The 25,926-nt window shown below is 32.8% G+C and carries 27 protein-coding genes; 24 read left to right on the forward strand and 3 right to left on the reverse strand.

Annotated features, from left to right (window positions below; all coding sequences use genetic code 11):
- The first annotated feature begins 24 nt into the window (after positions 1-24).
- Positions 25-204, forward strand: coding sequence for a hypothetical protein (locus tag EV214_RS03095; protein ID WP_132242612.1), 180 nt, complete (start codon positions 25-27; stop codon positions 202-204).
- 45 nt (positions 205-249) lie between these two features.
- Here the strand turns inward: EV214_RS03095 and rpmB are convergent, their stop codons facing one another.
- Positions 250-441 (reverse strand): 50S ribosomal protein L28, encoded by a 192-nt coding sequence (gene rpmB, locus EV214_RS03100; protein WP_132242614.1) that lies wholly within the window; start codon positions 439-441, stop codon positions 250-252.
- 224 nt (positions 442-665) lie between these two features.
- Here rpmB and EV214_RS03105 point away from each other — a divergent pair, with 224 nt between their 5' ends.
- The 7 genes from EV214_RS03105 to EV214_RS03135 all read left to right on the forward strand — a co-directional run bounded on the left by EV214_RS03105 (position 666) and on the right by EV214_RS03135 (position 6,859).
- Positions 666-1,022, forward strand: coding sequence for an Asp23/Gls24 family envelope stress response protein (locus EV214_RS03105; RefSeq protein WP_132242616.1), 357 nt, complete (start codon positions 666-668; stop codon positions 1,020-1,022).
- A gap of 17 nt (positions 1,023-1,039) precedes the next feature.
- Positions 1,040-2,653: a DAK2 domain-containing protein gene (locus EV214_RS03110; RefSeq protein WP_132242618.1), complete on the forward strand. Its 1,614-nt coding sequence runs from the start codon at positions 1,040-1,042 to the stop codon at positions 2,651-2,653.
- 47 nt (positions 2,654-2,700) lie between these two features.
- On the forward strand, positions 2,701-4,761 hold the full coding sequence (recG, locus tag EV214_RS03115; RefSeq protein WP_132242620.1) for an ATP-dependent DNA helicase RecG: 2,061 nt from the start codon (positions 2,701-2,703) through the stop codon (positions 4,759-4,761).
- Positions 4,762-4,867: 106 nt separating this feature from the next.
- Complete coding sequence (locus EV214_RS03120; protein WP_132242622.1) at positions 4,868-5,071, forward strand: alpha/beta-type small acid-soluble spore protein; 204 nt, start codon at positions 4,868-4,870, stop codon at positions 5,069-5,071.
- 284 nt (positions 5,072-5,355) lie between these two features.
- Positions 5,356-5,910, forward strand: a complete 555-nt coding sequence (gene rsmD, locus EV214_RS03125) for a 16S rRNA (guanine(966)-N(2))-methyltransferase RsmD (protein ID WP_132242624.1) — start codon at positions 5,356-5,358, stop codon at positions 5,908-5,910.
- Positions 5,911-5,912: 2 nt separating this feature from the next.
- Positions 5,913-6,389 carry a pantetheine-phosphate adenylyltransferase gene (gene coaD / locus EV214_RS03130; protein WP_132242626.1) on the forward strand — a complete coding sequence of 159 codons (477 nt, stop codon included), beginning with the start codon at positions 5,913-5,915 and terminating at the stop codon, positions 6,387-6,389.
- A 20-nt stretch (positions 6,390-6,409) separates the two neighbouring features.
- Positions 6,410-6,859 (forward strand): V-type ATP synthase subunit E family protein, encoded by a 450-nt coding sequence (locus EV214_RS03135; protein WP_132242628.1) that lies wholly within the window; start codon positions 6,410-6,412, stop codon positions 6,857-6,859.
- 6 nt (positions 6,860-6,865) lie between these two features.
- Here the strand turns inward: EV214_RS03135 and ylbJ are convergent, their stop codons facing one another.
- Positions 6,866-8,164: a sporulation integral membrane protein YlbJ gene (ylbJ, locus tag EV214_RS03140; RefSeq protein WP_132242630.1), complete on the reverse strand. Its 1,299-nt coding sequence runs from the start codon at positions 8,162-8,164 to the stop codon at positions 6,866-6,868.
- A 57-nt stretch (positions 8,165-8,221) separates the two neighbouring features.
- Complete coding sequence (locus tag EV214_RS03145) at positions 8,222-9,472, reverse strand: nucleotidyltransferase (protein WP_132242632.1); 1,251 nt, start codon at positions 9,470-9,472, stop codon at positions 8,222-8,224.
- A gap of 192 nt (positions 9,473-9,664) precedes the next feature.
- Between EV214_RS03145 and EV214_RS03150 the strand changes: the two genes are divergently transcribed.
- From EV214_RS03150 to ylxM, 16 genes are all read left to right on the forward strand, one after another.
- Positions 9,665-10,855 carry an acetate/propionate family kinase gene (locus tag EV214_RS03150; RefSeq protein WP_132242634.1) on the forward strand — a complete coding sequence of 397 codons (1,191 nt, stop codon included), beginning with the start codon at positions 9,665-9,667 and terminating at the stop codon, positions 10,853-10,855.
- A gap of 83 nt (positions 10,856-10,938) precedes the next feature.
- Entirely contained in the window at positions 10,939-11,439 is a 501-nt protein-coding gene (locus EV214_RS03155) for a YceD family protein (RefSeq protein WP_132242636.1), read from the forward strand.
- Positions 11,440-11,457: 18 nt separating this feature from the next.
- A complete protein-coding gene (gene rpmF / locus EV214_RS03160) occupies positions 11,458-11,637 on the forward strand; it encodes a 50S ribosomal protein L32 (protein WP_132242638.1) in 180 nt (59 codons plus the stop codon).
- A 151-nt stretch (positions 11,638-11,788) separates the two neighbouring features.
- Entirely contained in the window at positions 11,789-12,355 is a 567-nt protein-coding gene (fapR, locus tag EV214_RS03165; protein ID WP_132242640.1) for a transcription factor FapR, read from the forward strand.
- A 12-nt stretch (positions 12,356-12,367) separates the two neighbouring features.
- Positions 12,368-13,384, forward strand: a complete 1,017-nt coding sequence (gene plsX, locus EV214_RS03170) for a phosphate acyltransferase PlsX (protein WP_132243026.1) — start codon at positions 12,368-12,370, stop codon at positions 13,382-13,384.
- A complete protein-coding gene (locus EV214_RS03175; protein WP_132242642.1) occupies positions 13,368-14,366 on the forward strand; it encodes a beta-ketoacyl-ACP synthase III in 999 nt (332 codons plus the stop codon). The genes plsX and EV214_RS03175 overlap by 17 nt, the downstream gene beginning before the upstream one ends.
- Before the next feature lie 21 nt (positions 14,367-14,387).
- Positions 14,388-15,332, forward strand: a complete 945-nt coding sequence (fabK, locus tag EV214_RS03180; protein ID WP_132242644.1) for an enoyl-[acyl-carrier-protein] reductase FabK — start codon at positions 14,388-14,390, stop codon at positions 15,330-15,332.
- Positions 15,333-15,344: 12 nt separating this feature from the next.
- Complete coding sequence (fabD, locus tag EV214_RS03185; protein ID WP_132242646.1) at positions 15,345-16,292, forward strand: ACP S-malonyltransferase; 948 nt, start codon at positions 15,345-15,347, stop codon at positions 16,290-16,292.
- Positions 16,293-16,307: 15 nt separating this feature from the next.
- Complete coding sequence (fabG, locus tag EV214_RS03190; RefSeq protein WP_132242649.1) at positions 16,308-17,051, forward strand: 3-oxoacyl-[acyl-carrier-protein] reductase; 744 nt, start codon at positions 16,308-16,310, stop codon at positions 17,049-17,051.
- A 28-nt stretch (positions 17,052-17,079) separates the two neighbouring features.
- Positions 17,080-17,307, forward strand: a complete 228-nt coding sequence (gene acpP, locus EV214_RS03195; RefSeq protein ID WP_132242651.1) for an acyl carrier protein — start codon at positions 17,080-17,082, stop codon at positions 17,305-17,307.
- A 98-nt stretch (positions 17,308-17,405) separates the two neighbouring features.
- Positions 17,406-18,641, forward strand: a complete 1,236-nt coding sequence (fabF, locus tag EV214_RS03200) for a beta-ketoacyl-ACP synthase II (RefSeq protein ID WP_132242653.1) — start codon at positions 17,406-17,408, stop codon at positions 18,639-18,641.
- A 156-nt stretch (positions 18,642-18,797) separates the two neighbouring features.
- The gene (rnc, locus tag EV214_RS03205) at positions 18,798-19,508 is read left to right on the forward strand and encodes a ribonuclease III (protein WP_132242655.1); all 711 of its coding nucleotides are present in this window, start codon (positions 18,798-18,800) and stop codon (positions 19,506-19,508) included.
- A 1-nt stretch (position 19,509) separates the two neighbouring features.
- The gene (locus tag EV214_RS03210) at positions 19,510-20,589 is read left to right on the forward strand and encodes an elongator complex protein 3 (RefSeq protein ID WP_132242657.1); all 1,080 of its coding nucleotides are present in this window, start codon (positions 19,510-19,512) and stop codon (positions 20,587-20,589) included.
- A 105-nt stretch (positions 20,590-20,694) separates the two neighbouring features.
- Positions 20,695-24,261 carry a chromosome segregation protein SMC gene (gene smc, locus EV214_RS03215; protein WP_165916197.1) on the forward strand — a complete coding sequence of 1,189 codons (3,567 nt, stop codon included), beginning with the start codon at positions 20,695-20,697 and terminating at the stop codon, positions 24,259-24,261.
- A 15-nt stretch (positions 24,262-24,276) separates the two neighbouring features.
- A complete protein-coding gene (ftsY, locus tag EV214_RS03220) occupies positions 24,277-25,458 on the forward strand; it encodes a signal recognition particle-docking protein FtsY (RefSeq protein WP_132242661.1) in 1,182 nt (393 codons plus the stop codon).
- 85 nt (positions 25,459-25,543) lie between these two features.
- Positions 25,544-25,912 carry a YlxM family DNA-binding protein gene (gene ylxM, locus EV214_RS03225; RefSeq protein ID WP_132242663.1) on the forward strand — a complete coding sequence of 123 codons (369 nt, stop codon included), beginning with the start codon at positions 25,544-25,546 and terminating at the stop codon, positions 25,910-25,912.
- The last annotated feature ends 14 nt before the right edge of the window (positions 25,913-25,926 follow it).

The following is a 25,926-nucleotide window of genomic DNA, read 5'->3' on the forward strand; positions in this document are numbered from 1 at the left end:
TTATTTGAATAGGAGGGGACAATTTTGAGGAGGAGAAAATACAAGCATATCTGGAGAAGAATAGAAAAAACAGTGATTAGATTCATGCTTTTATCCATTGGGGTTGCTATTATTGCATTTATAGTCCTTCCTAAGAGCGTATGGCTCATTTTAACAGGCTTGGCTATGATTTGCATAGGATATAAACTGTTTTGCCATTATTAGCATATAAATAAATAAAGCCCGCCAATGAAGGCAGGCTTTAGAAAGCTATATCGCTCTTTCAACTTTATTAGAACGTAGGCATCTAGTACAAACGTGAATTCTTTTCGCAGAACCGTCAACTACAGCTTTAACTTTCTTTATGTTCGCACCCCAAACTCTTTTTGTATGATGATTAGAGTGACTTACAGTATTACCAGCTATTCTACCTTTTCCACATACGTCACATGATTTTGACATATATTACACCTCCTTCGAGAACATATACAACATATTGCAAACATTAATAGTTTACCATATCTTTAGTGTTTTTTGCAACTACTATACAAAAATATTCATATAAAAGATTTTGCATATTCAATAAAATGGTATTTAAGTTGAATAGTTATTTGAATTCATATAAAATATAGTATAGATTTTAAAGTACATACTAAGCTTAAAAGGGTATGAAAAGGAGGATGAAAATGGCAGCCACATTACAAAATGAATTAGGGAATATTTTCATAGATCATGAAGTTTTAGCATCTATTGCGGGCATATCAGCTATGGAGTGCTATGGGGTAGTGGGTATGGCAAAAAAATCTACTGCTAGTGAATTATCTGAGCTATTAAGACGTGAAAATCTAGGTAAAGGTGTAAAAATTAAATCTGAAAATGATAAAATTGTTATAAATCTTTTTATTATCGTTGAATTTGGCACACGAATATCGACTGTTGCACAAAATATTATAGACAAAGTAAAGTATAATATAGAAATGATTTCGGGATTACAAGTGAAGAAAGTAAATATTAATATACAAGGTGTTAGAGTTCAGAAGTAATTTGAGGAGGTACGAAGTTGAAAATCAATGAAATTGATGGACTGTTACTGAAAAAGATGATTATTCAAGGAGCGAATATTCTTGAGGCAAATAGATCTGTAGTAGATGCCTTAAATGTATTTCCCGTTCCAGATGGAGATACAGGTACAAATATGTCCCTTACAATGAATGCAGCAGCAAAAGAAGTAAAAGAAACAAGGGAAAACAGCATAGATTATGTGGTAGATGCAATGGCAAATGGATCTTTGATGGGCGCGAGAGGGAACTCAGGTGTGATTTTATCACAACTATTTAGAGGATTTACGAAAAGTGCTAAAGGGAAAGATCAATTAACAACGATAGATTTAGCAGATGCCTTTAAAAGTGCTTCTGATACTGCTTATAAGGCAGTTATGAAGCCCATAGAAGGGACGATCCTCACAGTTGCCAGAGAAATAGGTGAAAAAGCGGTTGAAATAGCAAAGAGAGAAAAAGATGTTATAACCTTTCTACAAGATATTATAAATCATGGTGAACAAGCTTTAAATAAGACACCTCAGATGCTAAAAATTTTAAAAGAAGCAGGTGTTGTTGATGCTGGTGGGAAAGGTCTTATATTTATTTTTAAAGGATTTTATGAAGCGATAACAGGCAAAAAAGTGAATTTAGAGTCTCATAGCAATATAGATATTATAAAAGAAGATTTAAAAGAAACAGAAGATATTACCTTTGGATATTGTACAGAATTTATTGTTCAAGGAAGTAATATAAATATTGAAAAATTCAAACAAAAGATTAAAAATTATGGGGATTGTATGTTAGTTGTAGGAGATGCATCTTTAGTAAAAGTACATATTCATACAAATAATCCAGGGATGATTTTGGAAAATGGATTAGAATTAGGGCAACTTACACGGATTAAAATTGACAATATGAGGCAGCAACATGAAAATAAAATCTTTGAAGCGAAAAATGATGAGAACATTATGTTAGTGAAAGAATTTGGAATGATCGCTGTTACCATGGGTGACGGACTAACAAATATATTTAAAGATTTAAATGTTGATGAAATGATTACGGGTGGACAAACCATGAATCCAAGTACGCAAGATATCAAAGAAGCGATAGATCGTATTCAAGCAAAACATATATTTATTTTTCCAAATAATAGTAATATCATATTAGCAGCGAATCAAGCAAAGGAATTAAGTGATAAAGAGATTACTGTTATTCCATCTGAAACGGTACCACAGGGAATTGGGGCGATTTTAGCTTATGATGAAGAATCAAGCCTTGAAAAAAATATTGAAATGATGACGGAAGCCCTAAAGAATATAAAAACTGGGCAAGTTACTTATTCTGTGAGAGATACACAATTTAATGATATGCCTATTGAAAAAGGAGATATATTAGGAATTATTGATGGAAAGATTACGGCAGTAGGAAAAAGTGTTGAGGACGATGCCTATAGATTGCTAGAAGGTATGATTGAGGATGATGATGAAATCATTACAATTTTTTATGGAGAAGATTGTGAGGAAGAGAAAGCGCAGCGATTAGCGGATCGAATTAGTGGGAAATATGAAGAAATAGATGTTGAAGTCTACTATGGTGGGCAGCCACTTTATTATTACATATTCTCTGTAGAATAAGAAATGGCGAGCGTCATTTCTTATTCTTTTATGGGGGAGGTTAGCGCATGCATGATTTGAAAGAATCCATCCAGTTTATAAAAGGGGTCGGACCAAAGCGGTTAAAATATTTAGAAAAAATAGATATTTATAGTATTGAAGATGGGTTGTACTTTTTCCCAAAATCATACGAAGACCGACGGGAAATGAAAAATATTGCAGATACAAAAGATAATGAAAAAATCACTATAAAAGTAAATATCTACGAGAGTGTGCAAGAAAAATCAATTAGAAAAGGCTTAAAAATTTATAAGATTCCTATAAAAGACCATACGGGAGTAGCTTGCGCTATATTTTATAATGCACCATTTACAAAAGATATATTTAAAGAAGGAGATCGAATTTACCTACATGGAAAAATAAAGAAGGCATTTGGAGAGGTACAAATTATCCATCCGAGTTATGAATTTATAGAGGGGAATACAACAACTGTAAATAGTATTATTCCCATTTATAATCTTACACATGGACTTACCCAAAAGGATATGATCAATTTAAGTAGAAATATTTTACACGTATATGGAGAGAGCATGTATGAGTACCTTCCTGCGGATACAATAAAAAGAAATAGGCTGTGTGATATTCAATATGCTCTAGGGAATATTCATTTCCCGAGTTCACCAAAAGTATTAAAAATTGCAAAATACAGATTAGTTTTTGAAGAATTGTTGATTTTACAATTGGGATTATGGCTAATTAAGAATAAATTTAATAATAATCAAAAAGGAATTGTTTTCCAAAAACAAAAAGAATGCAAAGAATTGATAGCAGCTTTGCCTTTCACATTAACCAATGCACAAATAAGGGTATTACAAGAAATAGAAACAGACATGAAAAGTGAAAAAATTATGAATAGACTTGTGCAAGGGGATGTGGGATCTGGAAAAACAATTGTTGCGCTTATTGCGTTATACAAATCAGTTTTAAATGGATATCAGGGGGTTTTAATGGCGCCAACGGAGATCTTAGCGGAGCAACATATGGATTCGGCAAAAGAGCTCTTAGAACCCTTTGGTCTGAGAATTGGGTTGCTATCTGGAAGTGTCCCTAAAAGGAAAAAGGAAGAAATTTTAAAACAACTAGAAGCGGGACATATAGATATTATAATAGGAACTCATGCAATCATTCAAGAAAATGTACATTTTAAAAAACTTGGACTGGTTATTACAGATGAACAACATCGATTTGGGGTGAGGCAAAGGAGTATATTATCAAATAAAGGAACGAATCCAGATGTATTGGTTATGACTGCAACACCGATACCTAGAACCCTTGCATTAATCCTTTATGGGGACTTAGATGTATCGATCATAGATGAACTACCTCCAGGGAGAAAAAAAATAAAGACGCATGTGGCAGATGAAACAAAAAGAAAAAATATATATCATTTTGCAAAAAAAAGAATTGAGTCAGGAAGACAAGTATATATTGTAGCCCCGCTCGTTGAGGATTCAGAGCATATAGATGCGAAATCTGCCCAAGAACTTTATTTAGAAATAAAAGAAAATTATTTAAAAGATTGTAGTGTAGGACTATTGCATGGAAAGATGAAATCTAGTGAAAAAGATGAAACTATGGATAGATTTAAAAAAGGAGAAATACAAGTCCTTGTATCTACTACAGTAATAGAAGTAGGTGTAAATGTACCCAATGCATCCATTATAATTATAGAAAATAGTGAGCGGTTTGGATTAGCTCAATTACACCAATTAAGAGGACGAGTAGGCAGAGGACAATATCAGTCCCATTGTATTTTATTAAATTATAGTAAAAGTCCTTTATCAAAAGAGAGAATGGAAATTATGGAAGAGACCAATAATGGTTTTATCATTTCTGAGAAAGATTTAGAATTGAGAGGACCAGGAGAATTTTTTGGAACAAGGCAGCATGGTCTACCTGAGCTTAGAATTGCAAATCTTTTTAAACATATCAATATATTAAAGCAAGTACAAAAAGAAGCGGAAATTCTCATGAATGAAGATAAAACCTTGTCTCTTGAAAAAAATAGCGCTTTAAAAAACAGAATTATACATCAATTTGGTACGAATATACAAGAACTATGTCTTTAAGGACGCATCGTTACCATTCTGTTACACAACAACTAAAATATACTAGATATAATTTGTTTCAGATTGGTTAAATTAATAGTACAGAGAAAAAAGGAGGTGAAAAACAATGGCAAATAACAATACAAAGGTAGTTCCTGAAGCAAAAGCGGCATTAAATCAAATGAAATATGAAATCGCTAATGAATTGGGATTAAGTAACTATCAAACAGCCGATAAAGGAAATTTAACAGCTAGACAAAATGGTTATGTAGGCGGATATATGACTAAAAAATTAGTGGAAATGGCTGAACAACAAATGTCTGGTAAATAAAAATAATATATATAAATAATAAAGAAGAGATGAAATAGTATCTCTTCTTTATTATTTAAGAATAAGAAAAAAACATCTAAAAAAATACTGGTGGAAGTTCACCAGTATTTAGGGAGATGAGAAATGAAGAAAGAGCTCTAAGGGGAATTATATTTTTATAGGTTCATATATAATATGGCTTAGCATTATGAGTATTATGCATCATATTTGTAAAATATTTTAAGATGTTTGTGAATCATTTACTTATGTGCTAAAATATATTTATTGAAAGGAGCGAGTTGTACGTGAGAGTAATTGCAGGTTTGGTAAAGGGCATGAAACTAAAATCTCCAAAAGGATTAGAAACGCGACCAACTACAGATAGAGTAAAAGAATCTATTTTTAGTATGATTAATCCGTATATTATAGATAGCATTATTTTAGACCTTTTTGCAGGTACTGGCGGCTTAGGCATTGAAGCTTTAAGTAGGGGTGCACAGAAAGTTTATTTTATAGATAGTAATAAAAATAGTATAGAAGTAATAAAAGAGAATGTTAAACAGGCAGGTTTCGAACAAGAAAGTATCATCTTATTTCGTGAAGTGCAAAAGGCAATCAAAGAATGTTCTTTAAGTGAAAATAAGGTTGATGTGATCTTTATGGATCCACCTTACCTAAAGGGATTTATTGTACCCTGTATTCATGCTATAAATACAGAAGAAATCTTAAATGAAGAAGGTATTATTGTGGTGGAGCATGACCTGAAAGACCTTTTGCCTGATCAGATAGGAAGATTTATAAAAGTAAAAGAAAAAAAATATGGAAATACACGCATAACCATTTACGCAGGGGAGGCATAAAAATGAAAACAGCAGTATGTCCAGGGAGCTTTGACCCAGTTACGAATGGACATTTGGATATTATAAAGAGAACTTCAAAAATGATGGACAAGGTTATTGTGGCAGTGCTTTATAATCCGAGTAAAAACCCACTTTTTAGTGTTGAAGAAAGAATTACATTATTAAGAGAAGTGACAAAAGACATACCGAATATTGAGATTGATTGTTTTTCAGGATTATTAGTTGATTATGTAAAAGAAAAAAGAATAAATGCAATTGTTAAGGGCTTAAGAGCAGTTTCGGATTTTGAGTATGAATTTCAAATGGCGTTAATGAATAAAAAGCTAAATCCTGAAGTTGAAACCATATTTATGATGACGAGTAGTGAGTTTTCATATCTTAGCTCGAGTATCATAAAAGAAACTTTTAAATTTAAAGGATGTATTGATGGATTAGTTCCTGATAAAGTGAAAAAAGCATTGGAGAAAAAATATGAATAGGATAACAAGGGGGGATATAAATGAATGCATTGCGTCTATTAGATGAATTGGAGGATATTATTGAAAGTAGCTCGTCTATTCCATTTGCTGGTAAAACATTTATAGACAAGGAAGAAATTCTTGATATCATAAAGGAAATAAGAATTCAATTACCAGACGAAGTGAAGCAGGCTCAATGGATAAAAGAAGAAAGACAAAGAATCTTAATAGAGGCGCAAAAAGAAGCAGACTCAGTTATGCACAATGCAAAGGTACATATTGAAGAAATGGTAGAAAAAGATGAAATTACAAAAGAAGCACAAAAAATGTCCGAAGAAATAATTTCTCAAGCTCAAATAAATGCGAAGGAAATTAGACTTGGGGCAAGGCAATATACGGATGAATTATTAGGAGGTATAGAAAAAAATCTTGAAGAGATATTAGCAACTATAAATAGAAATAGAAAAGAGTTAAAAGGAATGAAGGGATAGATTCCTTCATTTCTTTTTGCGCGTATTTTTAACAGACCATATCCCCAAAAAAAGGGTCTGAAATAGGATGGCTACAATGGCAATAAATATGGTCATGCTAAGAAATAGCTTTGATGAAAATAATATTTTTGAAGTCCAAGTAAAGTTGACTAATTTTGATGATTGGTTTAAAAAAACAGGTGTATTGATGTGGTTAAACATAGTATGGGTTACTGGAACGATGATAAGCACAAAAAAACCAGAAAATATGGAATGAATAAATTTTGAAAAAATATAGATGCCTGTATTTAAATCTGTCTTACTGATTAAGCTAGCAGATTGTGCATGAATGGATAAGCCACTCCAAGAAATAATTATTGTAGCCAAAACAGCTTGCTCTATAAATGGAATTCCAGGGGTTTCAGAAAGAAGCTTACAACCCATAGTTATTTCAAAAATCCCACTTATAAGGGCTCCACCTGTTGATGCTTGAAAGTGGAAAATGGATAAAATGTTTTGAAAAAAAAATGAAATTATGTGTATGATTCCTATTGTTGTTAATATTTTAATAACTACTGAAAAAAGAACAATAAAGCCTCCAATAACAAAAAGGGTCTCTACAGAATTTTTCACAGCGCTACCTAGCAAAGCACCGAATGTCTTTTCATTACTTTGTGTTGTTTGAAACATTTCTTGAAAGGCTCTTTTTAGATACCTTTTTTTTATGTTGTTTGAAAGGGAATTTTTATATTTGAATTTATAAAATCGAAAAAGAATACCTGTTGCAATTGCGCCTAGATAATGAGATATGGTAATGACCGTACCTAACTGAGGATTATGAAACATACCAATAGAAACGGCGCTAATCATAAATAAAGGACCGGATGTACTACAAAAAGATAGAAGTCTTTGGGCTTCAAATTTGTCGAAGCGTTCTTGGTTTCTAAGTTGTGTGATTAATTTAACCCCTATAGGATAGCCAGATGTGATACTCATGGCTAAAACAAAGGCACCTTCACCGGATACATTAAAAAGAGGCCGGATAATAGGTTCTAAAAGAATGCCTAAGAAATTTACTACACCTAATCCAATGAGCAACTCTGCGCCAATAAAAAAAGGTAAAAGAGCAGGAAAAACAATATTAAACCAAGTATCTACACCTAACTTTGCAGCATCAAAAGATTGTTGCGGGTATTTTATGATGTTGATCACTAAGAAAAAGACAATTATGATTAAAACAAAATGTTTGATTTCAGAGAAAATAGATCGATTGCGCAATCTATAAAGTATAAAAATGACCATGAACACAATCACAAGTAATCGCATATTTTTCCCCCTGATAAAAAGATATATATTGATATATATATTTTTAAAATAAAAAGTTTAGTACTTAGTGGGGGAATAATAATACGGTTTCTTATAAAAATCGCTACCCCCAATTTGATGCATGACTTTAGGATATACTAGATTATAGATATCTGTTGCTAAAGTATCAAAAGAAAGCATCTGCCTTGCAATAGGATCATCGAGATTTTGCTTATTGATATTTGTTAAAATAGGTATTTGAGATGTTTTTTTTAATTTTTTTAACAACACTCTTCCTTTTTCTGAAAAAGCAAGGATGCGCGCGTACCGGGGGCCACCAGATTGATTAAATTGATCAATGTGTACTTTGTGTATGCCTAATAGGGCGTGGATAAAAATTCTTTGCAATCGGGTGCGGGTATATCTTTTTGTTTTGGATAAATGAAGTAGTTCTTGTAAATTTACTGCCTTTAAAGACGCTTCTTTTATTCTATTTTCAAGCCCCTCGGTTACATCCATAATCATTTTAAGGTTAGACTTAGAACATGTGCGAAGCGTATATAAAATAAGTTTATCAAAAGCATCATAATGAATAGGACCAAAGCCATCTGCAATACATTTTTGTAAGAGATGAAAACTTGGCATAGGCATTACATTTGTTAAATGAGAAATCTTATGATCCGTCTCAGAAAGATAGGCTCTTATGGCAGTAGCACTACAGATATTAGCTTGTATTTTTTCTGAATGGTAATGCGCTTTGATTCTTGTAAAGGTATAGGGTATGATTGGGCTCTTTAACTTGATCAAGCTTTTTATGTACTCAATACCAAGAATGTTATTGGGAGAATGGAGAATATCATTTAAATGTTCATTAGAAAAATATTTATCTAATGCTTTTTCACGGGCGCGTGGAAAAGAAATGCCTTCTGATAAAAATGATTTTAAATTTTCTTTGTATTGTTGGGGTTCATTTGCAAGAATTTGTGAGATTAATTTTAATTTATGAATGTCACCAGCTTCACTACCGAAGCTCATGGTATCCACGGCATTTAAGTTGTTCAATAAAGATACACCGCCGTAAGAAAAAAACTCGGCACTGTTGCATGCATAAGATACAGGCATTTCAATAACTAAATCAGCGCCCTCTCTTACAGCCATTTCAGCGCGTACCCATTTGTTTGTTATAGCAGGCTCGCCTCTTTGTAAAAAATTGCCACTCATTACGACGACTGTATGGGTAGCATTCGTTTGTTTAATTGATGTTTCAAGATGATATTTATGACCATTATGAAAAGGATTATATTCAGTTATAAGTCCTAGCACTTTCATTTTATATCCTCCTAAATAATAAAGTTATTTATAATATTACTAAATTTAGCTAATAATATCAAAAAAATATAAAAATATTTATCGCACTTAAAAAAATCCTGTACTAAATTATAAAAAAAATGGTAGAATAGAAAATGTATTGATATTTTTAAAAAATTTATCCTATAAAAATATATTAAGGAGGATGTTTAAATGAATGTATTAGTTATTAACTGTGGTAGTTCATCACTGAAATATCAATTGATTAATATGCGTGATGAAAGCATACTTGCAAAAGGTTTAGTAGAAAGAATAGGGATAGAAGGTTCTGTGCTTAAGCATGAAATTCTAGGAAAAGACAAGGTTGTTATAGAAAGACCTATGCCAGATCATAAAGTGGCAATAGGACTTGTACTAGACGCACTTGTAGATGAAAAACATGGTGCAATTAAAGATATGAAAGAGATTGGTGCAGTAGGACACCGCGTTGTTCATGCAGGAGAGAAATTTAGTGGATCTGTAATTATTACTGATGAAGTAATCAATGCATTAGAAGAATGTATTGAATTAGCACCACTTCACAATCCAGCAAATCTTATGGGAATTGCTGCTTGTAAAGAACTAATGGAAGATACGCCAATGGTTGGTGTATTTGATACAGCATTTCATCAAACAATGCCTAAATCATCTTACATATATCCATTACCATATGAGCTTTATGAAAAATATGCTATTCGTAAATATGGATTCCATGGAACAAGCCATAGATATGTATCACAAAGAGCGGCAGAGTTTATTGGAGAAAAATTGGAAGATTTAAAAATGATTACATGTCACTTAGGCAATGGTGCAAGTTTAGCTGCGATTGATGGTGGAAAATGTATGGATACAAGTATGGGATTTACACCACTTGAAGGACTTGTAATGGGAACTAGATGTGGGGATATAGATCCAGCCATAGTTACATTTATCATGGATAAGGAAAATCTAGATACTACGGGTATAAATGATTTAATGAATAAAAAATCTGGTGTATTCGGTATTTCTGGCGTAAGCAGTGACTTTAGAGATATAGAAAATGCTGCAAAAGAAGGAAATGAAAGAGCACAACTTGCTCTGGATGCATTCGATAAGCGTGTTAAAAAATATATTGGCTCTTATGCAGCGGAATTAGGTGGGGTAGATGTTATTGTATTTACAGCAGGATTAGGAGAAAATTCTATTGCCAATAGAGAAGAAATCTGTAAAGGGTTAGAATTTATGGGAGTTAAAATAGATTCTGAGAAAAATAATGTTAGAGGTAAGGACACTTTAATAAGTACAGCGGATTCAAAAGTAAAAGTCCTTGTTATTCCGACAAATGAAGAATTAATGATTGCAAAAGATACACAAGCATTATTATAATCAATACCTATCAAGTATTTTAGCTTGACAAATAAGTGTTCCATTTGTATAATTAAATCTGTTAATATGATGAGGTGAAATGAATGAAAGTCAGTTTAGCAGAAATAGTAGAGGGACAACTTAAAGAAGTGGACCTAGAGATAGAAGACAAGATTAGAGTCCTTAGTTATTTTGGTGATGAGATACCACTAGTTACTCCGGTTGTGTTTAAAGGAAAAGCCTATGATGCAAACGGAGACATATATATAAAAGGTATAGTTGAAAGTATGGCTGAGTATAGCTGTTGTAGATGCTTAAAAAAGTTTCAACAAAAAATTATTGGTGAAGTTCATGAAAAACTAATTAAAGAGCATTCTCCAAAGGCTGAAGTAGATGAATACTTTCTGATAAAGAACAATATGATTGATATTTCAGAAATAATGGAAAATACTTTAATTTTGTCTCTTCCTATGAAGATTATCTGTGACGAAAATTGTAAAGGCCTATGTTTGGTCTGTGGAAAAAATCTTAATGAACAAGCATGTGATTGTGAAAAAGATGAGATTGATCCTAGACTTGCTAAACTAAAAGATTTGCTACAATAACTTAAGGAGGTGGAAATAATGGCTGTACCTAAGCGTAAAACATCCAAAGCAAGAAGAGATAAAAGAAGAGCATCAAATATAAAAATGACAAGTCCTAATCTTGTTGAATGCCCACAATGTCATGAGCCAAAATTACAACATCGAGTATGTAAAAAATGTGGTTTCTACCATGACAAAGAGGTAATGGAAGTTAAGTAATAAAAAATAGTAATGATGAATTCCATCATTACTATTTTTTTTGTTTTTAAGAGAAAAAGTAAACATAAGATAGTTGATTTATGAAATAAAATAATATATACTAATTATTAATAGCAGGTACTAAATACAAGTGCTAAAAGAGGTGGAAACAATGCCTAATAAGAAAAAACTAAAAAAAGTGAGGCAATCAGAATTATTAGAAAAGATAGAGACTAAACCTTTTGTTACAGATGAAGAACTGAGTGAACATTTTCATGTTAGCATACAAACCATACGGTTAGATAGATTAGAACTAGGAATTCCTGAATTAAGAGAAAGAATTAAAAATGTTGCGCAGAAAAATTATTCTAAGGTTATAAGTTTAGGAAAATCAGAAATAATTGGTGAACTGATTGATTTAAATCTTAATCAAAGTGGTATTTCTATACTGCAAACGACACAAGAAATGGCTTTTAAGAGAACAAAAGTTGTGAGAGGTCATCTTATATTTTCAGTGGCTGAATCTCTAGCAATGGCTGTAATCAATGCAAAGGTTGCACTTACAGGTGTTGCAAATATGAAATACAAAACACCTGTTTTGCTAGGAGAAAAATTAGTAGCAAAAGCAGAAGTTGTAAAGATTAGAGGAAATAAATATTTTGTACATGTGAAAATATATGTAAAAAGTGAACAAGTTTTTAGAGGGAAATTTATTCTTGTATCTATAGAGGAAGAATAAGAGGTGATTATTGTGAGAATAGCAGTCGATGGAATGGGTGGGGATCATGCACCAAAAGAGGTTGTTAAAGGTTGTCTTGACGCAATAAATGAACTAGATGTGGAAATCTTTTTGACAGGACAAAAAGAAAAATTAGAGGAAGCTTTAAAAGGATACAATTTTGATCATACTAAGTTACATATTATACATGCATCAGAAATTATAACCAATGAAGACAAACCTGTACAGGCCGTAAAACAGAAAAAAGATGCATCTATGATTGTAGGATTAAACCTTTTGAAAAATGGGGAAGTGGATGCTTTTATTTCTGCTGGAAATACAGGAGCACTCCTTGCTGGAAGCTTATTTAGATTAGGAAGAATTAAAGGGGTAGATAGACCAGCTATTGCTTCAGTATATCCAACGTCTAAAGGGATTTCGTTATTGGTAGATGCAGGAGCAAATGCTGAGTGTAAATCTAGAAATCTCCTTGAATTTGGACTGATGGGTTCTGTTTATACTGATAAGGTGTTAGGAAAGGAAAATCCTTCTATAGGATTGGTTAATATCGGAACAGAACCAGGAAAAGGTACACCGCTAGTTAAAGAATCTTTTGAATTGTTTTCAAAAACAGATTTTAATTTTTATGGAAATGTGGAAGCAAGGGATCTTCCAAATGGTATTGTGGATGTAATTGTATGTGATGGATTTGTAGGAAATGTGATTCTAAAACTTACCGAAGGTGTAGGGATGACAATCATGTCCATGCTTAAAGAAATACTTACAAAAAATACGAAAAATAAACTGGCAGCATTACTCCTCAAAGCATCGCTTAAAGCATTTAAAAAAAATCTTGATTATACTGAATATGGAGGTGCGCCACTTTTAGGCGTGAAAGGGGCTGTGATTAAAGCCCATGGAAGTTCTAATGCAAAAGCCATAAAAAATGCAATTAAACAAGCGAAAGTTTTTGTGGAAAGAGAAGTTGTGAGCGTAATAAATAAGGAAATCAATAGAATAGGAGATGAAGAAAATGGGGAACCAACTTAGACCAGTAGGCATATTAGGAACAGGAAGTTATTTGCCAGAAAAAATCATTACAAATCATGATATTGAAAAAATGGTAGATACATCTGATGAATGGATTGTTACAAGAACGGGGATTAAAGAAAGGCGTATTGCGGATAAAGACACAGCTACTTCTGATTTAGCTACAAAAGCAGCCTTAAAAGCTTTAGAGGATGCGAATGTTTCAGCAGAAGAAATTGATTTAATTATCTTAGCTACACTTACACCAGATATGTTGATTCCTGCAACAGCTTGTATTGTGCAAAATAATATTGGTGCAAAAAATGCAGCGGCTTTTGACTTAGAGGCAGGATGTTCAGGTTTTATATATAGTTTAACGGTTGGGAAACAATTCATTGCTACAGGTATGTATAAAAAAGTTTTAGTAATTGGTGCTGAGGTGCTATCGAAATTTGTTGATTGGAGTGACCGTAATACTTGTGTATTATTCGGAGATGGTGCTGGTGCAGTAGTATTAGGTGAAACAAAAGAAGGCATGGGAATGCTTTCAGAGCATATGGGCGCAAATGGAGAAGGTGGGAAATTCTTAAACATTCCAGCTGGTGGATCGAAGATCCCATTATCTGTTAGTAGCATTGAAGAAAGACTTAACTACATCAAAATGGATGGCAGTGAAGTGTTTAAGTTTGCTGTTAGAGCCATGCATAAAGCTTCTTTAGAAGCACTAAAATTAAGTGGGCATGATATTGAAGATATAGATTACCTTGTACCACATCAGGCGAATACAAGAATTATAAACTCAGCTATGAAAAAATTAAAATTAGATATAGAAAAAGTATATGTAAATTTAGATAAAGTGGCAAATACATCGGCAGCTTCAGTACCCATTGCATTAGATGAAGCTATAAAGCAAGGTGCAATTAAAAAAGGTGATTTAGTATTATTGGTAGGATTTGGTGCGGGACTTACTTGGGGAGCAAGTGTAATTAGATGGAATAAATAGTTTGCTTAAAGGGGTGCGTGTATGACTGATTCAAATTTGTGTAAATTATTAAATATAAAATATCCGATTATTCAGGGAGCTATGGCGTGGATTTCTACGGCAGAACTTGCCGCAGCAGTTTCTAATGCAGGGGGACTTGGGATTATTGCTGCAGGAAATGCGCCTGCTGAGATCATAAAAAAGGAAGTAGAAAAAATAAAAACTTTAACGGATAAGCCTTATGGGATGAATGTAATGCTTTTATCACCCTATGTTGATGAAATAATGGATCTAGTTATTTCAGAAAAAATCCCTGTGATTACGACTGGAGCTGGAAATCCAGGGAAATATATGATAGCTCTAAAAAATATAAATACAAAAGTGATCCCTGTAGTCCCTTCAGTAGCGCTTGCAAAAAGGGTAGAGAAAGCTGGGGCAGATGCAGTGATTGTTGAAGGAACAGAAGCTGGAGGACATATAGGAGAATTGACCACAATGGTACTGGTACCTCAAGTAGCAGATGTAGTGAAAATTCCAGTGATTGCTGCAGGCGGTGTTGCAGATGGAAGAGGTATGCTAGCAGTTTTTTCACTAGGCGCACAAGGGGTTCAAGTAGGGACTAGATTTGTATGTTCAAAAGAGTGTGGAGTGCATGATAAATATAAAGAAATGATTTTAAAAGCAAAAGATCGGGATACTGTTGTGACAGGGAGAAGTACAGGACATCCTGTTCGCGTTATGAAAAATAAATTATCCAAGGAATTTGATAAATTAGAAAAATCAGGTGTAAGCATGGAGGAATTAGAAAAATTAGGTGCAGGGAAGCTAAAAAATGCTGCTGTTGATGGAGATATTGAAAATGGGTCTGTTATGTCAGGGCAAATTGCAGGTCTTGTAAATGATATAAAGAGTTGTAAAGAAATTATTGATGAAATGATGCACCATACAGCACAAACCTATCAATCAATAAAATATTTATGGAAATAAGGAGTGAAGAAAATGTCGAGAATTGCTTTTGTATTCCCAGGACAAGGCGCTCAATATGTGGGAATGGGAAAAGATATTGTGGAAAAATTTGAAATAGCAAATAAAATATTTGAAGAGGCAAGTGAAGCAATTGGTTATGATATGAAAAAAATGTGTTTTGAAGGACCAGAAGAAGATTTAAAGAAAACAGAAAATACGCAGCCAGCAATCCTTACTACATGCATTGCGATTGCAAAAGTACTTGAGGAAAAGGGAATAAAAGCAGACTTAAGTGCAGGACTGAGCTTAGGAGAATATGCTTCTCTTGTTATTTCTAAAGGCATAGATTTTAAAGATGCAGTTGCTCTTGTGAAGAAAAGAGGAAAGTATATGCAAGAAGCTGTTCCACTAGGGGTAGGCACAATGGCTGCAATTTTAGGGATGCAAAGAGAAGATCTAGAAAAAGCATTAGAAAAAGCAAGCGAATTTGGTGTTGTGGAAGCGGCGAATTTTAATAGTCCAGGACAGATTGTTATATCAGGTGAAGTAGCTGGTGTTGAGAAAGCGTGTGAATTTGCAAAGGGAATAGGTGCAAAAAAAGCAGTAATCCTTCCAGTAAGTGCTCCTTTTCATTGTTCAATGCTTGTGCCTGCTGGAGAAAAACTGGCACTAGAACTAGAAAATGTAATCATTAATGATTTAGAAATACCAGTGATTGCAAATGCCAATGCAGATTATTATAAAGACAAATCAGAAGTAATAGATTTACTCGTAAAACAAGTTAGCCATTCTGTTTTATGGGAAGATAGTGTGATTCGAATGCTTGAAGATGGCATAGACACTTTTATAGAAATTGGACCGGGTAAATCTTTAAGCCAATTTATTAAAAAGATCAGTAAACAACAAGAGAAAAGCGTAGCCATTTATAATGTGGAAAGCAGTGAATCTGTAGAAAACTTAATGGTGAATCTATCAAATTAGTAGGAGGTGTAATCAATGAATTTGACTGGAAAAACTGCTATTGTTACAGGGGGGTCTAGAGGGATAGGAAAAGCCATCGCTTTGAAATTGGCAGACTTAGGAGCCAATGTTGTAGTAAACTATACAAGTAGTCCCCAAAAGGCTGAGGAAGTTGTAAAGATGATAAAAGATATGGGAAGAGACGCCATTGCATTAAAAGCAGATGTTTCTAATAGTGAGCAAGTGCAAGAATTTATTAAGGGAATTGAGAAGCAATTTGGAAGTATTGATATATTAGTAAATAATGCAGGGATCACGCGTGATGGTTTGCTTATGAAAATGAAAGAAGAAGATTGGGATCAAGTAATGGCGATAAATCTAAAAGGTACATATAACTGCACAAAGGCAGTAACAAGAAAAATGATGAAACAAAGAAGTGGAAAAATTGTGAACGTAGCATCTGTTGTAGGAGTAACAGGAAACGGCGGTCAAGCAAATTATGCAGCGTCTAAAGCAGGTATAATTGGGTTTACAAAATCTATCGCAAAAGAATTAGGATCAAGAGGAATTAATGTAAATGCGATCGCTCCAGGATTTATTCAAACAGATATGACGGATATTTTATCTGATGAAGTGAAAAAAGGAATTATGGAGCAAATACCAATGAAAGAATTAGGAATGCCAGAAGATGTTGCCAATGTTGTTGCATTTTTATGTTCAGATAAAGCAAGATATGTTACAGGGCAAGTGATTCATATAGATGGTGGAATGGCAATGTAGCCCTTAATCGAGAGGAGGTGAATAGAGGATGTTTGAAAAAATTGTTGAAATTGTGGTGGACCAATTAGGTTTAGATAATGCAGATCATATTACCCCTAAGACTTCATTGATGAAGGATCTAGAGGCAGATTCATTAGATGCTGTAGAAATTATTATGGCCTTAGAAGATGAATTTGACATAGAGATTCCAGATGAAGAGGCGGAAAAATTCAAAAATATTGGTGATATTACAAAATATATTAAAGAAAATAAGTAAGTTTCATTCGTCCCGAACGATTCGGGACGAAATTAGACATTCATAAAATGAAATCATTTTTATATAGATGGTAATGAATAAAAGGGGAGGTTTTTAACTTGAAGAGAAGAGTAGTTGTTACAGGAATTGGAGCTATTACTCCTATCGGTATTGGAAAAGAAAACTTTTTTAATGCGCTAAAGACAGGAGAATGTGGGATAGACACGATATCAAGATTTGATGCAACCGATTTTAATACACAAATTGCTGCAGAAGTGAAGGATTTTGATCCAACAGATTATATTGATAAAAAAGAAGCAAAGAGAATGGACCGCTTTACACAGTTTGGTGTTGCGGCGAGTAAATTAGCAATAGAAGATGCAGCCCTTGACTTAGAAAAAATCAATAAAGATCGATTCGGGGTAGTAATAGGTTCTGGAATCGGTGGGCTTGAAACACTAGAAAATGAACATAAAAAATTAATTAATAAGGGACCTGGTAGAGTGAGTCCATTTTTTATCCCAATGATGATTGGGAATATGGCTGCTGGAAGAATATCTATAGCTTTTGGTGCAAAGGGTCCAAATACAACTGTAGTAACAGCATGTGCTTCGTCAACGAATGCAATTGGGGATGCATTTAAGATTCTCCAAAGAGGCGATGCAGATATTATGATTACGGGTGGAACAGAAGCTTCTATTACACCAAGTGCAGTTGCAGGCTTTTGCTCAATGAAGGCGATGTCAACAAGAAATAATGATCCTAAAGCTGCAAGCCGTCCTTTTGATAAAGATAGAGATGGTTTTATAATGGGAGAGGGATCAGGAATGCTTATACTTGAGGAATTAGAACATGCACTTGCCCGTGGGGCGCACATCTATGCAGAAATGGTAGGGTATGGTATGAGCGCAGATGCGTATCATATTACATCTCCTGCTCCTGGTGGAGAAGGTGCTGCAATGTCTATGAAACATGCTATAAAAGATGCAAATATTACACCAGAGGATATAGATTATATTAATGCGCATGGTACATCAACACCATTAAATGATAAATTTGAGAGCATGGCAATAAAATCTGCTTTTGGAGAACATGCATATAAATTGTCTGTAAGTTCTACAAAATCAATGACAGGACATCTCTTAGGTGCTGCAGGTGGCATAGAAGCGATTGTGTGTACTTTAGCTTTAATGGAGGATTATATACCACCTACTATCAATTATACAACACCAGATCCAGAGTGTGATTTAGATTATACGCCAAATAAAGGAAGCAAAAAAGTGGTAAACTATGCTTTATCTAATTCGTTAGGTTTTGGTGGACATAACGCGTCTATTATATTAAAAAAATATTAAAAATCATTAGGAAGTCTGAATAGGGCTTCCTATTATTCTATTATTCATAACCTTTTTGTTTATGCCTAAATCAGAACTTTTAAAATACATGGAAAAAGTGTACAATAAATAATGAGCATAAATACCACGAAGGTATAAATTTAAAGGAGGAAGTACATGTATATTGAAAACAGGGATAGGAAAAAAGAACTAAAGGCGTTTATGGAAAAATTACAATATACCTTTGAAAATATTGATTTATTAAACGAAGGATTAACCCATAGTTCATATGCCAATGAGAATAGAAAAAGAAATATGAAATATAATGAACGATTAGAGTTTTTGGGAGATTCAGTATTAAGTATTGTGATCAGTGATTATTTGTATAATCATTTATCTACGTTACAAGAAGGGGAATTAACAAAAATTCGTGCAAGTATTGTATGTGAGCCGTCGTTAGCAAATTGCTCTGTAGCTATGAACATGGGGAAATATCTTTTATTAGGAAAAGGAGAAGAAGTAACAGGAGGAAGAGATAGAGTTTCTATCCTTGCAGATGCTTTTGAATCCATTATTGGTGCTATTTATTTAGATGGTGGGCTTAACAAAGCAAGACAGTTTGTTTTAAAAAGCTTAGAAAATACTATAGTTAATGCGATTGAAGGGAAAGTCTTTAAGGATTATAAAACACACCTGCAAGAAGTTATTCAAAGCATGAATACGGAAAAAATCATGTATGAAGTAGTAAATGAAGAAGGACCAGACCATAACAAGGTTTTCCATGTGCATGTAAAGATAGGAAGTCATGTTGCAGGATGCGGGTCAGGAAAGAGTAAAAAAGAAGCAGAACAAAATGCAGCAAAAGAAGCATTAAAGAAGGTGATTTAAAATGCCAAAGGCGCATTATATTATTCCTATCTTTGTTCCTCATAAAGGTTGTCCATTTGATTGTGTATTTTGTAATCAAAAAAAGATTACAGGATTAAGCACAGATATTACACCAAAAGAAGTAGAATTTCAGATTGAAGAATACGTAGCTACTATAGGGGATGTTGAGAAGAAACATGTAGAAATAGCGTTTTTTGGAGGAAGTTTTACAGGGATTGAGAAACACAAGCAGGAAGAACTTTTGACCATTGCTTCAAAATGGAAAAAAAGAGGCATGATAAAAGATATTCGATTATCAACGAGACCTGATTATATCAATGTATCTATTATGGAATTTTTAAAAAGTTTTGGGGTAACCATTGTAGAACTAGGGGTTCAATCTATGGACAATGAAGTGCTCATAAAGAGTGATAGAGGGCATACTGAAGAAGCTGTAATGAATGCGGTAAAGATCATGCGGCAATTTGATGTGAAAATAGGACTGCAAATGATGATTGGCTTACCAGGGGATCATTTGCAAAAAACAAATTGTACGGTTGACAAGATTATTGCCTTATCACCTGACTTTGTAAGAATATACCCTACGCTAGTGGTAAGAGATACTTACTTAGAAAAAATGTATTTAGAAGGGAAATATAAACCCTTATCTGTAAAAGATGCAACAGATATTTCTAAAGGGCTATTATTGAAGTTTCTTAAAAAAGAAATACCTGTTATAAGAATAGGATTACAGCCTACTGAAAATATTTTGCTAGGGAAAGAAGTGATTGCAGGCCCTTTTCATCCTTCTTTTAGACAATTGGTGGAATCAGAAATCTTTAAAGATATGTTAGACTATTTATTCTCAAAACATGAGATTCAAAATAGATCATGGCTTGAATTACAAGTAAATGATCGAACTATTTCAAGTTTAGTAGGTCATAAAAAAACAAATATGGATTTTATTAAAAATAAATATAAAATAAAAAGAATAAAGATTTCGAGGAATAATCGCTTAGAAAATGGAAAAATGAAAGTAAGCAATGAAAGTGAAGAGATGCTAAGCTTTAGCATGAAACAATATGCTGATAATGTAATTTAAAATATATCTAATAGGAAGATAGCTTTTAAATTGCATTGTGAATTGAGCTATATTTGTATAGGATAAAATGATTAGAAGAGATAAATAAAGAAGAGGTGTTTTCATTTGTACTTGAAAAAGATTGAGATACACGGTTTTAAATCTTTTGCTGATAGAATTGAAGTTGAGTTTGAAAAAGGTGTTACAGGAATTGTAGGACCTAATGGGAGTGGGAAAAGCAATATTTCTGATGCGATAAGATGGGTTTTAGGAGAACAAAGTGCTAAAACATTAAGAGGAAGTAGAATGGATGATGTAATATTTGCAGGCACCATGCAAAGAAAACCCATTGGAATGGCAGAAGTATCCATTACTCTAAATAATGAATCAAATAAGCTTCCAGTAGATTATTCAGAAGTTACAATAACAAGAAGAGTGTATCGATCGGGAGAAAGTGAATATTATATCAATAAATCACTATGTAGATTAAAAGATATTAAAGAAATGCTTATGGATACTGGTGTAGGGGTTGATGGTTATTCTAGTATTGGACAAGGTAGAATTGATGATATATTAAATAATAAATCAGGAAATAGGAGACTTCTCTTTGAGGAGGCTGCTGGGATTGTAAAATATAGAAGCAGGAAAGAAGAATCGGAAAAGAAACTAGAAAATACAAATCAAAATTTATTAAGAGTGAATGATATTATTAGAGAACTTAAATCAAGAATAGAGCCACTAAAGGCGCAAAGTGAAAAAACGAAAAATTATTTGGCTATACAGGGAGAACTAAAGGATGCAGAGATTAATCTGTTTATACATGAAATAGAAACATTAAAGTATGATATAAAAGCTTTAAAAGAACAGAAAAATATTATTTCTGATCAACTAAATCGTTATGCTGATGATAAAAAAGAAATTGAGAGAAAATATCAGAAAGACAAAAAGGCAATTGAAGCTTTGGATGAATCAATCAATCAATTACAAAACAATATATTTGAAACCATGCATCTAATAGAAAAAAAGGAAGGGGAGCTAGGTCTTTGTAATGAAAAAATATTGAATATTACAAGGAATAATGGAAGATTAAACCATGAAATTGAAGAAATAGAAGAAAATAAGCGTCAACTTACGATGCAATTAGATGAAATGAACAAAAATATGGAAAGTGAAAATGTTTTATTAAAGGATACAAAAGGAATCTTACAAGATCAATTAAAATCTTTAAAGAAAATAAGTAGTATCTTAGAAAAAAAAGAAGAAGACATGGAACAATCCAAGGGAAATGTTATTGAAATTTTAAATACAACAGCAACGAAAAAAAGTGAAATACATAGCCTTGTTGCATTACAAAACAATATCATAAAGAGAAAAAAACAAGTTGAAAAAGAAAAAGAAAATTTAATAGACAATAAAAACTTGCTTATAAAAGAAGAAAATCAAGTCCATGAAATATTCGATGGGCTAACTACGAGTTTTGAAGATTTAAAAAAAGATAAAAAACGAGTAGCATTAGAGATTGAAAAATTAGATCACGCGAACAAGGAAGTAAAAGAAAAAGGAGAATTACTAAAGCAAAGTATTCAAGAAAAACAGACAAGAAAAAAGCTACTCGAAGAGATGGAAAAAGCATATGAGGGGTTTAACAAAAACGTCAAACAAACACTCATTCATACGAAACAAGATGCGATTTTAGGAAAAGGAATAGTTGGCGTTGTAGCAGAACTAATAGATGTTCCGAAAGGGTTTGAAATTGCAATAGAGGTTGCATTAGGCAGTGCGATGCAAAATATAGTATGTGAAAAAACTTTGGATGCCAATCGTGTAATTAATTATTTAAAGAAGAATAAGCTAGGTAGGGTAACTTTCTTGCCGATGGAAAGATTTCAAAGTAAAAATTTCTATAAAAAAGATGATCTTGAAGGGATACAGGGAGTTTTAGGACGTGCAATAGATAATATTAGTTTTTCTGAATCTTGTGAGAATATATTACAGCATTTATTGGGTAGAGTTGTAGTTGTTGATAAGATAGAAAATGGTATATGCCTTTCTAAAAAAACAGGAAATAAATATAAGATCGTATCTTTAGAGGGAGATGTGATCAACCCTAGCGGTGCTATAACAGGAGGAAGCTATCATTCAAGAACATTAAATATTCTAAGTAGGAAAAGAGAAATTGAAGAATTAGAAATTAGTCTTGACCAGTTGAATTTGAAATATAAAGAGGAAAATGAGCGTAGGATAGAAAATGAAATGCATTTAGATAAGCTCAAAGATACATTAAGCAATCAAGAGGATTTGTTAAAAGAAAAAGAGATTGCGCTTATCAATATAAAAAATCAAAAGAATCAATTAGAGAAGGATATAAAAAATTATATTGACAATATTCATCGGATTGATATGGAAATAGCCCAGCTAAGTATGGATGATGAAGATATACAAAAAAGTATAAAAATCAAAAAAGAGGAAATAGAAGAATTAGAAAAAAATGAAAGAGCAATACAAGCTGAGGTGTCTAGCAGTAAAAATGACTATGATGATGAAAAGATTCAAAAAGAAAAATTAAATAGTGAAGTAACAAATGTAAAGATCAAAATTGCTTCTATAGAGCAAAGCAAGGAACATATCCACCAAAATATAAAAGGCGCTCTATTAAAAATAAAAGAATTAGATGATTTAAAACACACTAAGCAAATAGAAATTGAAGAACTTATAAAAAATAAAGAAACATTATTTGAACAGCTAGAGCGATTTAAAATTGAAATGAAGGATGCGGATGTTTTAAAAAAGCAATGTGAATTCAATTTAGCACAAGAAAAATCAAAAAAGAAAGAAGTCTATAAAGCTTTTGGAGAAGTAGAGGAAAAATTAAAGAAAACAAATGGGATTTTGGCCGAATTACAAGATAGTCATTACAAAATAGAAGTAAAACTTACAAAACTTGAAATGCAGCAGGAAAGTTTCCGAAATAAGCTGTGGGAGACTTATGAAGTTACTTATCTTGAAGCTGTAGAATATAAAAAAGAAAATATCCATCTAGCAGAATCAGCAAAACGTATCAAAGTATTGAAAAATGAAATGAAAAATTTAGGAAGTGTGAACTTTAGTGCTATAGAAGAGTATAAGGAAGTAATGGAAAGATATGAATTCTTGACTGTCCAAAAAGAAGATTTGACAAGTGCTATGGAATCACTCAAAAAAGTTATCAAAGAAATGGAACATACAATGAAGAATCAATTTTCCCATTGCTTTGACAAAATAAAAGAAAATTTTGATGAAGTATTTAAAAAACTATTTGGGGGTGGAAAGGCAAAACTTAGGCTAGCAGATGAAGAAGAAATATTAACTTCAGCTATTGAAATTATTGCTCAACCACCAGGTAAGAAACTTCAAAATTTATCGTTACTTTCAGGAGGAGAACGTGCATTAACAGCAATTGCATTGTTGTTTGCTATACTAAAAGTGAAGCCTACACCATTTTGTATATTAGACGAGATTGAGGCAGCACTAGATGATGCGAATGTTTATAGATATGCTGAGTTTTTAAGAGAATTTTCAAATGAAACACAATTTATTGTAGTAACGCATAGAAAAGGAACGATGGAAAATGTGGATGTATTGTATGGTGTGACGATGCAAGAACATGGGATTTCTAAATTGGTATCTGTTAAATTAACTGAAAAAGCAAGCTAGATTGGAGGCATGAAAATGTTTAAAAAAATACTATCTAAATTAAAAAAAGAGAAAGATGAAAATGTAGAGGCTAAGCGAGAAAGTGCTAATGTTGAAGAAAAGGAGGCTGCTGAAGAAGTTATTAAAGAAGAAACAAACGAAATTGAATTTGAAAAGTTAGCAGAAAATAGGATTCAAGAAGAGGAAAAAAGAGATAATGTACAAGAATACAAAATAGAAGAACCACAAAAACAGAATGTAGCGGAAGAGAAAGTGCAGGAAATTGTTGAAGAAAAAGGTGGTTTTTTTGCCAAGCTAAAAAAAGGATTGACGAAGACAAGGCAAGGGATTACGAGTAAAGTAGATCAAGTATTAAAAACCTATAAAAAAGTGGATGAAGAATTATTTGAAGAAATTGAGGAAATATTGATTACTTCAGATGCAGGAGTCAATACCACGATGGAAATCATTGATCGATTAAGAAACTTGGCAAAAGAGAGAAAGATTACTGAAGCAGAAGATTTAAAAGGATTATTAAAAGAAATTTTAACAGATTTATTGAAGATTGAGAAATCTAATGAATTGAATGTAAACTCTTCTCCTACAATTATTCTTATGGTAGGGGTGAATGGCGCAGGTAAAACCACTTCTATCGGAAAAATTGCATATCAATTCAAAGAAGAAGGAAAAAAAGTATTATTAGCAGCAGGGGATACATTTAGGGCAGCGGCCATTGATCAATTAGAAATCTGGGGAAATAGAGTGGGTGTAGATGTGATTAAACATCAAGAGGGTGCGGATACAGCTGCTGTAATCTATGATGCCATTCAATCTGCAAAAGCAAGGAAAATAGATGTATTAATTTGTGATACAGCAGGAAGACTTCATAATAAAAAAAATCTGATGAATGAACTTGGAAAAGTTGGTAAGATTGTAGAGAGAGAGTTTCCTGAGGCTTCAAAAGAAGTGTTGTTAGTGTTGGATGCGACTACTGGACAAAATGCGATTCAACAAGCAAAAGTTTTTAAAGAAGTTACAGATATAACAGGTGTTGTATTAACAAAGCTAGATGGAACAGCAAAAGGTGGCGTTGTTCTTGGTATTAGTTCGGAGCTAGATATTCCTGTAAAACTTATAGGTGTAGGAGAAGGCATAAACGATTTACAAAAATTTGTGCCACAGGATTTTGTAAATGCATTATTTGGAGATGATAACTAAAAAAAGGTTGACAGTTTATGAAATGTAGTATAAAATACATCTGTAAAGCAAAAAACCTTTACAGTTACATTTAGGAAGTGTGATGATGTTTGATAAAATACTTCAAATGAGTCTTTTATATGATTTCTATGGGCAACTGCTGACGAAGAAGCAACAAGAAGTGTTGCAATTATATTATGGCTATGATCTTTCTTTAGGAGAAATATCAGAACAATTAGGTGTTAGCAGACAAGCTATATATGATACAATAAAGAGAACTGAAAAGTTACTATTTGAATATGAAGAAAAATTAGGGTTGATGCATAAATTTATTGAGACAAAAAAGCAAATTGAAGAAATTTTACGAATTTCAGAAAAAATAGAGCAGGATAAGGATTTGAAAGAGACGCAATCTGTCTTATTAGAGGAAATAGAAAAAATCAAAAAGCTTTCTTATGATATATTGGAGAAATAGCTCTTGAGGAGGTG

This window comes from Marinisporobacter balticus (assembly GCF_004345705.1).
GTDB lineage: Bacteria > Bacillota > Clostridia > Peptostreptococcales > Thermotaleaceae > Marinisporobacter > Marinisporobacter balticus.

Excerpts from the sequence above, each read along its gene's own strand:
- fabK (WP_132242644.1), top strand. The coding sequence starts at position 14,388 with ATGACTGATTCAAATTTGTGTAAATTATTAAATATAAAATATCCGATT.
- ftsY (WP_132242661.1), top strand. The coding sequence starts at position 24,277 with ATGTTTAAAAAAATACTATCTAAATTAAAAAAAGAGAAAGATGAAAAT.
- rpmF (WP_132242638.1), top strand. The coding sequence starts at position 11,458 with ATGGCTGTACCTAAGCGTAAAACATCCAAAGCAAGAAGAGATAAAAGA.
- EV214_RS03135 (WP_132242628.1), top strand. The coding sequence starts at position 6,410 with ATGAATGCATTGCGTCTATTAGATGAATTGGAGGATATTATTGAAAGT.
- rnc (WP_132242655.1), top strand. The coding sequence starts at position 18,798 with ATGTATATTGAAAACAGGGATAGGAAAAAAGAACTAAAGGCGTTTATG.
- EV214_RS03105 (WP_132242616.1), top strand. The coding sequence starts at position 666 with ATGGCAGCCACATTACAAAATGAATTAGGGAATATTTTCATAGATCAT.
- fabD (WP_132242646.1), top strand. The coding sequence starts at position 15,345 with ATGTCGAGAATTGCTTTTGTATTCCCAGGACAAGGCGCTCAATATGTG.
- EV214_RS03155 (WP_132242636.1), top strand. The coding sequence starts at position 10,939 with ATGAAAGTCAGTTTAGCAGAAATAGTAGAGGGACAACTTAAAGAAGTG.
- EV214_RS03145 (WP_132242632.1), bottom strand. The coding sequence starts at position 9,472 with ATGAAAGTGCTAGGACTTATAACTGAATATAATCCTTTTCATAATGGT.
- EV214_RS03120 (WP_132242622.1), top strand. The coding sequence starts at position 4,868 with ATGGCAAATAACAATACAAAGGTAGTTCCTGAAGCAAAAGCGGCATTA.
- EV214_RS03150 (WP_132242634.1), top strand. The coding sequence starts at position 9,665 with ATGAATGTATTAGTTATTAACTGTGGTAGTTCATCACTGAAATATCAA.
- acpP (WP_132242651.1), top strand. The coding sequence starts at position 17,080 with ATGTTTGAAAAAATTGTTGAAATTGTGGTGGACCAATTAGGTTTAGAT.
- coaD (WP_132242626.1), top strand. The coding sequence starts at position 5,913 with ATGAAAACAGCAGTATGTCCAGGGAGCTTTGACCCAGTTACGAATGGA.
- ylbJ (WP_132242630.1), bottom strand. The coding sequence starts at position 8,164 with ATGCGATTACTTGTGATTGTGTTCATGGTCATTTTTATACTTTATAGA.
- EV214_RS03175 (WP_132242642.1), top strand. The coding sequence starts at position 13,368 with ATGGGGAACCAACTTAGACCAGTAGGCATATTAGGAACAGGAAGTTAT.
- EV214_RS03210 (WP_132242657.1), top strand. The coding sequence starts at position 19,510 with ATGCCAAAGGCGCATTATATTATTCCTATCTTTGTTCCTCATAAAGGT.
- fapR (WP_132242640.1), top strand. The coding sequence starts at position 11,789 with ATGCCTAATAAGAAAAAACTAAAAAAAGTGAGGCAATCAGAATTATTA.
- recG (WP_132242620.1), top strand. The coding sequence starts at position 2,701 with ATGCATGATTTGAAAGAATCCATCCAGTTTATAAAAGGGGTCGGACCA.
- ylxM (WP_132242663.1), top strand. The coding sequence starts at position 25,544 with ATGTTTGATAAAATACTTCAAATGAGTCTTTTATATGATTTCTATGGG.
- rpmB (WP_132242614.1), bottom strand. The coding sequence starts at position 441 with ATGTCAAAATCATGTGACGTATGTGGAAAAGGTAGAATAGCTGGTAAT.
- fabG (WP_132242649.1), top strand. The coding sequence starts at position 16,308 with ATGAATTTGACTGGAAAAACTGCTATTGTTACAGGGGGGTCTAGAGGG.